This window comes from Mycolicibacterium sp. 624 (assembly GCF_040548615.1).
Lineage (GTDB): Bacteria > Actinomycetota > Actinomycetes > Mycobacteriales > Mycobacteriaceae > Mycobacterium.
Genome location: NZ_JBEPRZ010000002.1, coordinates 1,217,432 through 1,231,633, shown reverse-complemented (window position 1 = coordinate 1,231,633; position 14,202 = coordinate 1,217,432). Strand labels below are relative to the sequence as shown.

General features: G+C 65.6%; 2 protein-coding genes. One reads left to right on the top strand and one right to left on the bottom strand.

The annotated features are described in order from the left end of the window. The first annotated feature begins 9 nt into the window (after nt 1-9). The gene (locus ABIA65_RS12900; protein WP_354523723.1) at nt 10-13,497 is read left to right on the top strand and encodes a non-ribosomal peptide synthetase; all 13,488 of its coding nucleotides are present in this window, start codon (nt 10-12) and stop codon (nt 13,495-13,497) included. Between the two features lie 10 nt (nt 13,498-13,507). On the opposite strand, the gene ABIA65_RS12895 is transcribed toward ABIA65_RS12900, so the two are convergent. After that, the gene (locus ABIA65_RS12895; RefSeq protein ID WP_241402953.1) at nt 13,508-14,173 is read right to left on the bottom strand and encodes a methyltransferase family protein; all 666 of its coding nucleotides are present in this window, start codon (nt 14,171-14,173) and stop codon (nt 13,508-13,510) included. Nucleotides 14,174-14,202: the final 29 nt, after the last annotated feature.

Sequence of the window (14,202 nt, the reverse complement as noted above, 5' to 3'; positions counted from 1 at the left end):
GGGATGATCGTGGCTGCTGATTTCACTCGACGGTTGTCGTCGATGGATCTGTTGGATGAGTATGAGTACGCCCGGCTCGATGGGTGGAGCAACCGGGCGGTCCTGATCGAGCAGTTCCGCATGTCGGCGTCGATACCGGCCTTGTTCGCCGCGCAGGTGGCACGTGCCCCGGAGGCCGTGGCGGTGACATGCGACGGCCACTGCATGACGTATCGGGAGCTCGACGAGGCGGCCAACCGGTTGGCGAATCTGTTGGTCGTGCAGGGGGCGTGCACGGGACAGATTGTGGCACTGCTATTCCCGCATTCGATTGAGGCGGTTGTGTCGATTCTTGCGGTGCTGAAGACCGGTGCGGCGTATCTGCCGATCGACCCGATGCATCCCGATGCGCGGATTGAGTTCATGGTGGCTGACGCCGCGCCGATCGTGGCGGTGACCACCGCTGGGCTGGCCGAGCGGTTGGCGGGGTGTGAGCTGCCGGTGATCGATGCCGACGACCCGCGCATCGCCACCTCACCCATCACCCCGGTGCCGGTGCCGTCGCCCGACGATGTCGCCTATCTCATCTACACCTCGGGCACCACGGGTGTGCCGAAGGGCGTGGCGATCACCCACCTCAACGTGACCCAGTTACTGGAGTCGTTGGACGGCGCCCTGGAGCTGGAGGGGCAGGTGTGGACGCTTTGGCATTCGCTGGCCTTCGACGTCTCGGTGTGGGAGATCTGGGGCGCACTGCTGTACGGCGGGCGGCTGGTGGTGGTGCCCGAGTCGGTGACACGCTCGCCGCAGGACTTCCACGCCCTGCTGGTTGCCGAACAGGTGACCGTGTTGAGCCAGACCCCATCAGCGTTCTACGCCTTGCAGACCGCCGATGCACTACATCCCGAACTGGGGCGTCAGCTGAAGCTGGAGAGTGTGGTGTTCGCAGGGGAGGCGCTTGAACCGCAGCGACTTCGGACGTGGCTGGACAGCCATCTGGGAACGCCGCGCTTGATCAACATGTACGGCACCACCGAGACGACAGTGCATGCCTCGTTCCGCGAGATCGTGGCAGGCGACGCCGACAGTGGTGTGAGTCCCATTGGGGTGCCGTTGGCCCATCTTGCCTTTCTGGTGCTGGACAGGCGGTTGCAGCCGACACCCGCAGGTGTCATCGGCGAGCTCTATGTGGCCGGTGCCGGACTCGGATGCGGGTACTGGCGCCGCGGCGGGTTGACCGGGTCCCGGTTCGTGGCGTGTCCGTTCGGGGGTTCTGGGGCACCTGGCACACGTATGTATCGCACCGGAGATCTGGCGTCGTGGGGCACCGATGGGCAGCTGAGGTATCTGGGCCGCGGCGATGAGCAGGTCAAGATCCGCGGTTATCGCATCGAACTCGGCGAGATCCAAACGGCCCTGGCTGATCTGGACGGTGTGGAGCAGGCGGTGGTGATAGCTCGCGAGGACCGCCCCGGGGACAAGCGGCTGGTCGGCTACATCACCGAGTCGTTGAGCGGCACCGCAGAGCCGGCTGCGCTGCGCGCCGCGTTGGCCGAGCGACTCCCTGCCTATATGGTGCCGACCGCGGTCGTGGTGATGGACGCGCTGCCATTGACGGTCAACGGCAAACTGGACCGGCGCGCACTGCCGGCACCGGAGTACACCGACATTGGCCACTACCGCGCTCCGGCCAACGCGGTCGAGGAGATCGTTGCCGGAATCTACGCCCAGGTACTCGGTCTGGATCGCGTCGGCGTCGACGACTCGTTCTTCGACCTGGGCGGAGACTCGCTGTCGGCGACGCGGGTGATCAACGAGATCAATATCAGCCTGGGTGGCGGGCTCGCTGTGCGCGCGGTGTTCGAGGCGCCCACGGTGGCCGAGTTGGCGCCGCGTATCGGTGAGTCCTCGGGCGGCCGTGCGCCGTTGGCGGAGCAGGAGCGGCCGGGGGTGGTGCCGCTGTCGTTCGCCCAGCAGCGATTGTGGTTCCTCGATCAGTTGCAGGGACCCTCACCGGTTTACAACATGGCGGTGGCCTTGCGGCTGAGCGGGAGCCTCGATGCTGATGCGTTGCGTGCGGCGCTCGGCGATGTGGTGGGTCGCCACGAGAGCCTGCGCACCCTGTTCACGGCACCCGAGGGGATTCCTCAACAGCGGGTGGTTACCGTCGAGCAGGCCGATTTCGGCTGGCAGGTGGTTGACGCTCGTGGCTGGCCGCCGGAGCGACTGCGTGAGGCCATCGGTCTCGCGGCGCTTCGCCCATTCGACTTGGCCAACGAGATACCCTTACGGGCAACGCTTCTGCGTGCCGACGATAACGAACACGTGCTGGTAGCGGTGGTACACCATATCGCCGCCGACGGTGCGTCGGTCAGGCCGCTGGCACGTGACCTCGGGGTTGCCTATGCCAGCCGGTGTGGCGGCCAAGCCCCCGACTGGGCTCCGTTGCCGGTGCAGTATGTGGATTACACGCTGTGGCAACAGGAGTGGCTGGGTGCCGAGTCCGACCCCGACAGCGTGATATCGGCACAGTTGGCCTACTGGGAGCAGGCGCTGGCCGGGCTGCCCGAACGCCTCGAGTTGCCCACTGATCGGGCCTACCCGCCGGCGGCTGATTTCCGCGGATCGACGGTGGCCGTGGACTGGCCGGCCGAGGTTCAGCAGCAGATGCACGTGGTGGGCCGCGAGCACAACGCGACCAGCTTCATGGTGGTGCAGGCAGCCCTTGCGGTGCTGCTGTCGCAGCTCAGCTCGAGTTCTGATGTGGCGGTGGGTTTCCCGATCGCCGGACGTGGTGATCCGGCGCTCGATGACGTGGTGGGCTTCTTCGTCAACACCCTGGTGTTGCGGGTTGATCTGTCCGGGGACCCCACCGTCGCGCAGCTGCTGGACCAGGTGCGTCACCGCAGCCTGGTGGCCTACGAGCACCAGGACGTGCCGTTTGAGGTGTTAGTCGATCGGCTCAACCCGACCAGAAGCCTGACCCATCACCCCCTGGTGCAGGTCATGTTGGCCTGGCAGAACTTCGCCAGGGATCCCGCCGCCTCCTCGACGTTGGGTGATGTGAAGGTCAGTCCGCTGTCCGCCGACACTCAAGCCGCCCGCATGGACATGACGTTCTCCCTGTCTGAGAGCTGGACTGCAGCCGGTGAGCCTGCGGGTATCGCGGGAACAGTGGAGTTCAGGACGGACGTGTACGACACCGCAACCATCGAGACGCTGATCGAGCGCCTGCAGCGGGTGTTGATGGCTATGACCGCCGACCCGGCGCGGTCGTTGTCGTCGGTGGATGTGCTTGACGCTGATGAGCATGCCCGGGTGGATGGATGGGGGAACCGGGCGGTACTTGGCCAGCCCGCCACCGCGGTGTCGATTCCGGCGATCTTCGCCGAGCAGGTGGCGTGCGCACCGGAGACAGCGGCAGTGACCTTCAACGGCAGCTCACTGACGTACCGGGAACTCGATGAGGCGGCAAATCGCCTGGCGCACTTCTTGGTCGCCCAGGGCGCGGCTCCAGGACGGTGCGTTGGGCTGCTGTTCAACCGGTGCGCCGAGGCAATCGTGGCGATGCTGGCAGTGCTCAAGACGGGGGCGGCCTATCTGCCCATCGACCCGACGCTTCCCGACGGCCGGATCGAGTTCATGCTCGCTGATGCCGCGCCGATAGCCGTTCTTACGACCCCCGGGCTTGCCGAGCGGCTGGACGGGTCGGATCTGCCGGTCATCGACAGCAGTGATCCGCGAGTAAGCGCCCAACCCCGCACCGTGTTGCCGCCGCCGGCGGCCGATGACATCGCCTACATCATCTACACGTCGGGTACGACCGGCATTCCGAAGGGGGTGGCCGTCACCCACCACAACGTCACCCAGTTGCTGGCATCGCCGGACGCTCAGCTGGCCGCGCGGGTGTGGGCGCAGTGGCATTCCTATGGCTTCGACGCATCGGTGGAGGAGATCTGGGCTGCGTTGTTGCACGGTGGACGGCTGGTGGTGGTGCCCGAGGATGTGGGGGTCGCGCCGAAGGACCTGCAGGCCCTGCTGATCGCTGAACAGGTCGGCATGTTGAGCCAGACTCCGTCGGCATTGGCGATGCTGACCCCAGAGGGTTTGGCGTCGATGGCGCTGCTGGTGGCCGGTGAGCCCTGCCCGGTTGATGTGGTGGACCGCTGGGCGCCGGGGCGGGTGATGATCAACGGCTACGGCCCGACCGAGACCACGGTGTGTGCGTCGAGAAGCGGGCCGCTGACGGTGGGCCCGGGTGTGATCCCGATCGGCTCGCCGGTGCCCGGCGCCGCGCTGTTCGTATTGGACCAGTGGTTGCGTCCGGTGGCCACCGGGGTGGTCGGTGAGCTGTATGTCGCCGGTCGTGGCGTGGCGTGTGGCTATCTGGGTCGCGCCGGGTTGACCGGGTCGCGTTTCGTCGCGTGCCCGTTCGGGGGTGCGGGCACTCGGATGTATCGCACCGGAGATCTGGTGTCCTGGGGTGGCGACGGTCAGCTCCGCTACGTGAGTCGTGCTGATGAGCAGGTCAAGATTCGTGGGTATCGCGTCGAACTGGGCGAGATCCAAACCGCCCTGGCCGATCTGGACGGTGTCGAGCAGGCGGCGGTGATCGCCCGTGAGGACCGCCCAGCCGACCTGCGTCTGGTCGGCTACATCACGGGCACCGCGGATCCTGCCGAGATACGCGCCCGACTCTCGGATCGGCTGCCGACCTACATGATTCCGTCCGCGGTCATGGTCCTGGATGCGCTGCCGTTGACGGTGAACGGCAAGTTGGACAGGCGGGCATTGCCCGCACCCGAGTACGCCGAGACCGGTGACGGGTACCGCGCCCCTACCACTCCCACCGAGGAGATCCTGGCCGGTATCTACGCCCAGGTCCTCGGGCTGGAGCGAGTTGGGGTCGACGCCTCGTTCTTCGATCTGGGTGGGGACTCGTTGTCGGCTATGCGCGTGATTGCCGCGATCAACACCAGCTTGGACACCGACCTCGCGGTGCGGGTCCTGTTCGACGCGCCCACCGTGGCCCTGCTGGCGCCGCGGATCGGGGAGGGTTCAGCCGGGCTGCCGTCCTTGGCGCCGTTGGAGCGTCCGACGGTGGTGCCGTTGTCGTATGCCCAGAACCGGCTGTGGTTCCTCAGCCGGTTCGAGGGCGAGGTCGCCACCTACAACATGCCGACCGCGTATCGAATCAATGGCACGCTGGATGTGCCGGCGTTGGGGGCGGCACTGGGTGATGTGGTGGGTCGCCACGAGAGCCTGCGCACGCTGCTGCCGGCGGTCGAGGGTGTGCCCCGGCAGGTGGTCGTGCCCGCCGAGCAAGCGGACTTTGGTTGGCAGATCGTTGATGCCACCGACTGGTCGATGGAGCGCCTCGGTGAGGCCGTCGGGAGAGCGGTGGGTCACGCGTTCGATCTGTCCTCCGAGATACCGTTGCGGGCCTGGCTTTTCCGTGTTGCAGAGGACGAGCACGTACTGGTTGCCGTCATGCATCACATCGCCGGGGACGGTTGGTCGATAACGCCCCTGGTGCGCGATCTGAGCGTCGCGTATGCCAGCAGGAGCGCGGGACGGGCGCCAGAATGGGCGCCGTTGCCGGTGCAGTATGTGGACTACACCCTTTGGCAGCGTAGGCATCTGGGAGATCTGGCGGATGCCGATAGCCCCATCGCGGCGCAGTTGGCCTATTGGGAGCAGGCCCTGGCCGGCTTGCCCGAGCGGTTGGCGTTGCCTACCGATCGGCCCTATCCTCCCGTGAGCGACTATCGCGGCGCCAGTGTGGCCGTGGACTGGCCTGCCGAACTGCAACAGCAGGTTGCCCGGGTCGCTCGTGAGCACAACGCGACGAGCTTCATGGTGATGCAGGCCGCGCTGGCGGTACTGCTATCGCAGATGAGCGCCAGCTCTGATGTGGCGGTGGGCTTCCCGATCGCCGGGCGTCGCGATCCGGCGTTGGACGGACTTGTGGGGTTCTTCGTCAACACCCTGGTGCTGCGGGTCGATCTGGCTGGGGACCCCACCATCGCCGAGTTGCTGGATCAGGTGCGCCAGCGCAGCCTTGCCGCCTTCGAGCACCAGGACGTTCCGTTCGAGGTGCTGGTCGAGCGGCTCAACCCGACGCGAAGCCTGACCCACAACCCCCTGATCCAGGTGATCTTCGCCTGGCAGAACCTGCCCTGGCAGGACGATGATGCCGCAACCGCGCTGAACCTGGGGGATGTGCAGGCCACGCCGCTCTCGGCGGAGACCCACACTGCCCGAATGGATCTGGTCTTCTTCCTGCGTGAGCACTGGGACGACGACGGTGCACCGGCCGGGATCTGGGGCACGGTGGAGTTTCGCACCGATGTGTTCGACCCGGCCAGCGTTGAGGTGCTGATCGGGCGGTGGCGGCGGGTGTTGGAGACGATGACAGCCGACCCGATGCGGTTGTTGTCGTCGGTGGATGTGCTCGACGGGGCTGAGCGTGAGTGCTTGGATGGGCTCGGTCATCGTGCGGTGTTGGGTGAGTCGGTGGCGGGGGTGTCGATTCCGGCGTTGTTCGCGGCGCAGGTTCTGCGCGCACCGGATGCGGTGGCGGTCAGTTGTGCGGGTGCCTCGTTGTCGTATCGGGAGTTGGATGAGGACTCGAATCGGTTGGCGCACTTGTTGGTGGGGTTGGGTGCGGGGCCGGGTCGGTGTGTGGCCCTGTTGTTGAATCGGTCGGCTGAGGCGATCGTGTCGATTCTGGCGGTGTTGAAGTCTGGTGCGGCGTATCTGCCGATTGATCCGGCTCATCCGGATGCGCGGGTGCAGTTCATGCTCGCTGACGCGGCGCCGGTTGCGGCGATCACCTCGGCGGGTTTGGCGCATCGTTTGGCTGGGTGTGGGGTGGTGGTCGTTGATGTCGGGGATCGGCGTATCGGGGGGTGTCCCAGTAGTGGGTTGCCGGGTCCGGCGGCTGATGATGTCGCGCATGTCATCTACACGTCGGGGACCACGGGTGTGCCCAAGGGTGTTGCGGTCACGCATCAGAATGTGACGCGGCTCTTCGATGGTCTTGATGTGGGTGTGGTGTTGGGTCCGGGGCAGGTGTGGGCGCAGTGTTCGTCGTTGGCCTTTGACTTCTCGGTGTGGGAGATCTGGGGTGCGCTGCTGCATGGGGGCCGGTTGGTGGTGGTGCCCGAGGATCTGACGCGCTCCCCGCGGGATCTACAGGCCCTTCTCACACGTGAGCGGGTCAGTGTGTTGAGCCAGACCCCGTCGGCGGTGGGGATGCTCGCGCCGGATGGGTTGGAGTCGGCGGCGTTGATGGTGGCCGCCGAACCGTGCCCGCTCGATGTGGTGGATCGGTGGGCGCCGGGGCGGGTGATGATCAACGGCTACGGGCCGACGGAGACCACGGTGTACGCCACGATCAGCGCCCCGATGCAAGCCGGCTCGGGTGTGGTGCCGATCGGATTGCCGGTGCCGGGTGCGGCGTTGTTCGTCCTGGACCAGTGGTTGCGCCCTGCGCCCACCGGAGTGGTCGGTGAGTTGTATGTGGCCGGTCGCGGTGTCGGGGTGGGTTATGTGCGGCGCCCGTCGTTGACGGGTTCACGGTTTGTGGCCTGCCCGTTCGCACCCGGCACCCGGATGTATCGGACCGGGGATCTGGTGTCCTGGGGTGCCGATGGGCAGTTGCGGTATGCCGGCCGTGCTGATGAGCAGGTCAAGATCCGCGGTTACCGCATCGAACTCGGGGAAGTCCAAGCCGTGTTGGCGGCCCATCCGCGGGTTGCACAGGCGGCCGTCATCGCCCGCGAGGACCGACCCGGCGACAAGCAGTTGGTGGGCTATGTGGTGCCGGATCGGCAGATGAGGCTAGTCCGGGAACCGGCGCGCGAAGTCCAGCTCGTTGAGCAGTGGCAGGAGGTGTATGAGGATCTGTACACCGGCGAGTCGTTCACCGACGGCGCGCAAACCGAACTGGGCGAGGACTTCGGGGGCTGGAACAGCAGCTACACCGGTACGCGAATCCCGCTCGAGGAGATGCGCCACTGGCGTTCGGCCGCAGTCGATCGGATTCTCTCGCTGCGGCCGCGGCGTGTGTTGGAGATCGGCGTCGGCTCGGGACTGTTGCTTGCCCGCGTGGCGCCGAAGTGTGACGAGTATTGGGGTACAGACTTCTCCGCGCCCACTATTCACACATTGACGGCTGCGGTGGGTGGCCAGTCATGGGGCGATCGGGTGCGGTTGCGGGTACAGCCGGCCGATGCGTCAGATGGGTTGCCGCAGGGTCATTTCGATGTGGTGGTGCTCAATTCGATCGTCCAGTACTTCCCGAGCGCGGGGTACCTGATGGATGTGCTGGCGGTGGCGATGCGGGCACTGGCACCGGGTGGGGCGGTGTACGTCGGTGATGTGCGCAATCTGTCGTTGCTGCGGGCCTTCACCACAGGCGTGGTGTGTGCTGCCACTGGTGCTGAGGAGTCGGCTCCCGTGGTCTGCGAGCGGGTGCGCCGAGAGATCCTGGCCGAGCAGGAACTGTTGGTGTCCCCGGAGTTCTTCGCGGCTCTGCCGCAGCATCTCTCCGATATCGGCGCGGTGGATGTGCAGCTCAAGACTATGGACGCGGTCAACGAGCTCAGTGGTTTTCGATACGAGGTGGTGCTGCGCAAGGCACCGGTGTCAGCTCCTGTGCACTCGGCGGCAGACCTTCCGTCGCAGCCGTGGCAGCGGTTCGGGAGCCTGGCCCGGCTGCGGAAGTTCCTGCACTCCGAACAGCTGCCGGAAGTGCGGGTCGCCGGGGTGCCTCATGCCGGGATCTGGCCCGATGTCGCGCTGGTGCATGCGCTGGCGAAGGCTGGCGATCGGACGACCGTCGACGAGTTGCGTGCTGGCATCGCCGCTCCCGATGATGCGGTATTACCGCATCAGTGTCATCTGCTGGGCCAGGAACTGGGTTATGCCACGGCGGTCACCTGGTCGCCGACAGCAGGGCTCATGGACGTGATCTACACCCACACCACAGAACTGGTCCCGGCGTTGTCGGATGTCTACCTGCCGACCAAACAGATTGGCTCCCTCGCCGAGTACGTCAACGACCCCTCGGCGGTCGAACGTGTGGCGGAACTTCGCGAGTTTGCGGCTGGCAGGCTGCCCGCGTACATGGTGCCGGCGGCGATCATGATGGTGGAGTCGCTGCCCTTGACGGTCAACGGAAAGCTCGATCCTCGCGCTCTGCCGGCCCCGGAGTTCACCAGTGGGGTGGCGTATCGGGCGCCGCGCGACCGTCGAGAGCGGGCATTGGCCGCACTGTTCGCAGACGTTCTCGGGGTGGCACGGGTCGGTATCGATGACTCGTTCTTTGATCTTGGTGGGCACTCACTGTCGGCGACACGGCTGATCGCGCGAATCCGGGTTGACCTGGGTGTGGATATCCCGATCCGAGCCCTCTTCGACTCTCCAACTGTGGCCGAGTTGGGGATTCGGATCGGAGCGGATTCCGGTCACCCCGCGGGGACGGCACTGACACCGCAACATCGGCCGGCCCTAGTGCCGCTGTCGTTTGCGCAGCACCGGTTGTGGTTCCTGGGGCAGTTGCAGGGGCCTTCGCCGGTGTACAACATGCCGACTGCGTATCAGATCAGCGGCCCGTTGGATGTGGCGGCTCTGGGTGCCGCACTGGGTGATGTGGTGAGTCGCCACGAGAGTCTGCGCACTGTGTTCGCGGCGACCGAGGGGGTACCCCACCAGGTGGTGGTGCCCGCTGATCGAGCCGACTTCGGCTGGCAGGTGGTTGATGCCTTCGGCTGGTCGGAGGACCGGCTGGCGGAGGCCGTCGGCACGGCGGTGCGGCACAGTTTCGATCTGGCCAGTGAGATCCCCTTGCGAGCAACCCTTTTCCGGGTCGACGAGGACGAACATGTGCTGGTGATGGTGGTGCACCACATCGCCGCCGACGGCTGGTCGATCGCCCCGCTGGCGCGCGATCTGGGGGTGGCCTATATCAGCCGGTGTGCGGGACAGACACCGAGCTGGGCGCCCCTGCCGGTGCAGTACGTGGACTACACGCTGTGGCAGCGCGAACAGCTGGGTGATCTGAGCGATCCTGACAGCCGCATCTCAGCGCAGGTGGCTTACTGGCAGGATGCCTTGGCCGGGATGCCCGAACGGCTGGAGCTGCCCACTGATCGGCCCTATCCGCCGGTCGCCGATCTCCGCGGGGCGAGCGTGAGTGTGGAGTGGTCGGCGCAGTTGCAGCAGCAGATCGCGAGGGTCGCCCGTGAACATGACGCGACCAGTTTCATGGTGGTACAGGCCGCCCTGGCAGTGCTGTTGTCGAAACTGAGTGCCAGTTCCGATGTGGCTGTGGGATTTGCGATCGCCGGACGTGAGGACCCGGCGCTTGACGAATTGGTGGGCTTCTTCGTCAACACGTTGGTGTTGCGCGTCGATCTGCGTGGCGATCTGACGGTCGCGGAGTTGTTGGCCCAGGTGCGCCAGCGCAGTGTCGCCGCCTTCGAGCATCAGGATGTGCCGTTCGAGATTCTGGTGGATCGGCTGAACCCGACCCGCAGCCTGGCGCATCATCCGTTGATTCAGGTGATGCTGGGCTGGCAGAACTTCGCCGGGCAGGACAGTGGTGACCCGGCCGCACAGTCGGCCATGGGCGATGTCCAGGTCAGACCGCTGTCCGCCGACACCGAGAGCGCCCGGATGGATCTGGCGTTCTCGCTGGAGGAACGCTTCGCCGCTACTGGTGCGCCGGCCGGGATCAAGGGGTCGGTGGAGTTCCGCACCGACGTCTACGACACCGCAAGCGTGGCGACGCTGGTGGAGCGATTGACGCGTATCGTGGCCGCGCTTACCGCTGACCCGACCGAGTCGCTGTCATCGTTGGATGTTCTCGACGACGACGAGCATATGCGTCTCGACGAGTTCAGCAACCGGATGGCGCTGACCAAAACCGGCGCCGGCGAGTCCATTCCACAGCTGTTCGCCGCGCAGGTGGCACGCACGCCGGATGCGGTGGCGCTCAGCTGCGACGGCAACTCACTGACCTACGTCGAACTCGATAGTGCCGCGAATCGGTTGGCGCATGAGTTGGCCGAGCACGGCGCGGGCCCGGGACAGTCCGTTGCGCTGCTGTTCGATCGCTGCGCCGAGGCGATCGTGTCGATACTGGCGGTGCTCAAGACCGGTGCGGCGTATCTGCCGATCGACCCGGCACATCCCGACGCGCGGATCGAGTTCATGCTCACCGATGCGGCGCCGGTTGCCGCGGTAACCACCGCCGAGCTGGCGGAGCGGCTGAGCCAGTGCGACATAACGGTCATCGACTTCAATGACCCCCGCATCGACACGCAACCAAGCACGACGTTGCCCAGCCCGGCCCCTGACGACCTCGCCCACATCATTTACACCTCGGGCACCACTGGCACACCGAAGGGAGTGGCGGTCACCCACCACAACGTCGTGCAGCTGTTCGACTCTCTGGACATCGGCGTGGACTTGGCGCCGGGGCAGGTGTGGACGCAGTTTCACTCCTACGCCTTCGACTTCTCGGTGTGGGAGATCTGGGCTGCGTTGCTGCATGGTGGCCGGCTGATAGTGGTGCCCGACTCGGTAGCCCGCTCCGCGGAGGAGTTCCACACCCTGCTGGTCACCGAGCAGGTGACAGTTCTGTCCCAAACTCCCTCTGCTGTGGGGATGCTCTCGACGGAGGGATTGGGGTCGGCGGCGTTGGTGATCGGCGCTGAGCCGTGTCCGGATGAGCTGGTGGACCGCTGGGCGCCGGGGCGGGTGATGGTCAATGTCTACGGCCCGACCGAGACCACGATGTGGGCGTCCAAGAGTGCGCCGTTGACGGTGGGATCTGGTGCGCCACCGATCGGTTCGCCGATCACGGGAGCCGCGCTGTTCGTGCTCGATGCCTGGCTGCGTCCGGTGCCCGCCGGCGTGGTCGGCGAGTTGTACGTGGCAGGTCGTGGCGTGGGGGCCGGCTATGTGCGCCGAACCGGGTTGACCGCGGCGCGGTTCGTGGCGTGCCCGTTCGGCGGAACGGGACAACGGATGTATCGCACCGGAGATCTGGTGCGCTGGGGTGCGGACGGGCAACTGGACTATCTGGGTCGCGCCGATGAGCAGGTCAAGATCCGCGGGTATCGCATCGAACTCGGCGAGATCCAGGCCGCGCTGGCCGAGGTGGCTGGGGTCGAGCAGGCGGTGGTGATCGCCCGCGAGGACCGCGTCGGTGACAAACGCCTCGTCGGCTACATCACGGGCACCGCAGACCCGGTCCACGCGCGTGCCGTGCTGGCCGAACGGCTCCCGGCGTACATGGTCCCGGCCGCGGTGGTGGTGCTCGGCGCGTTGCCCTTGACGGTCAACGACAAGTTGGACCGGATGGCCCTGCCGGCACCGGAATACACCGACGTCGAGCACTACCGGGCCCCGGCCACGCTCACCGAGGAGATCCTGGTCGGCATCTATGCCGAGGTGCTTGGCATCGACCGGGTCGGAGCCCAGGACTCGTTCTTCGACCTGGGTGGGGACTCGCTTCTGGCGATGCAGGTCATCGCCAAGACCAACGAAGCCATGGGCGCTTGCCTGCCGGTTCGCGCCATATTCGACGCACCCTCGGCGAGAGGCCTGGCCCAGGAGGTGGTCAAGGCTGACAAGAAGGACGAAGTGCTCCCGATCGAGATCCTCAAGGAGGGCGACGGCGTACCGCTGTGTTGTGTGCATGACGGTTTCGGGCTGAGTTGGTCCTATCGGGCACTGGGTGACTATCTCGAATGCCCGATCATCGGCATTAACCAAGTCCCACAGGGCGACGAGATCGGATCCACATCGATACGAGGGATGGCGGCACACTACGCAGACCGGATCCAAACCCTTTATCCCAACGGTCCGTACAAGATTCTGGGCTGGTCTCTCGGCGGCGTCGTCGCCCACGAGCTCGCCATTGAACTCCGTAGGAGGGGGTGTGAAGTCCAACGTCTCGTCCTACTTGACGCCGCATTGATCGTCAATAGGATGTCCAAGATCAGGGCAGCGACCACCAGGTCCATCGCGAGAAACCGAGCTCTGGCCGAGGGCCAGGTTCTGGAGTACATCCTGCGGGCCAATCACATTGATGTTCCCCCGCATTGGGGTCCGCTCACGTCTCGGCGTGCCGAGAAGCTGATCCAGCAGCAGGCGGCGAAGGGGTTCGCTCCTCCGCCGAGGGCACTGGTGGATTTCATGATTCAAAGCCTGAACGCAAACCAGCTGTGTCTTCTGGAACATGTGCCGGATGTCTTCGACGGCGATATCGTCATATTCTCCGCTGCCCGAAGAAGAAACGACGTCATGAGCGGCTCCAGCCTGAGGTCGCATTGGCGAGCGCTGCGAAACCGATTGGGTGCTCGGTTCCACCTGCTGAGCTGGCGACCCTACGTTGCCGGTGACATCACGGCGTACTCGGTCGACTTCACGCACTATGAGATGTTCACTCCCCAGGCACTGGGTGAGTACGGCGATCAACTCGAGCGCGCAATAGAGAGCTGATGGAAGTCGCTCACCAAATGCCGGGCACCAGGCGATAGCGAACCCTCTGCATGTACTCGCGGTATCCGGCCAGCTCCTCCGAGAGCAGCTTCTCCTCGTCGCGGATCCGCACCGCGAACACCAGGAGGCCGGGGACGACGAAGAGGAGTCCCCAGTACGAGCCCAGCGCAAGGGGCGTTCCGACCAGAAGGAAGATGTTGCTGGTGTACATGGGATGTCGCACCCGCCCGTAGAGACCGGTGGAGACGAGCTGTTGGCCCTCCTCCACCCGGACGGTCACGGCTGCGTGGCTGTTCTGCACAATCACCAGCACCACCAGGCCAATTCCCACCGCGACCAGGACATCGCCAATCAATGAGATCGCAGCCGGAACAGCGGACCAACCAAAGCGGTGGTCGAGGACGCTGACCACAACCATCGCCGCCCACAATGCGGCGATGCCAGCGGCAATTAATTTCTGCGCCATTCGCGTCTCGGTCGCCAACTTGCGGCGCTGGAGCGCTGCGCGATTCGTGCGCAGAAAGTAGATGCTGGAGATCCATGATGCGGTGACAATCACCGCCAAGAACACCCACGCCTGCCAGTAGTTGAACGTACCGGCGGGCACGAACAGCAATGATCCGAACACTGCCATCCCGAGAGTGCCCGATACCAGCATTCTGAGAAGATCTTTCACGGGTCCTCCCCACACCGCGCAATGCTGCC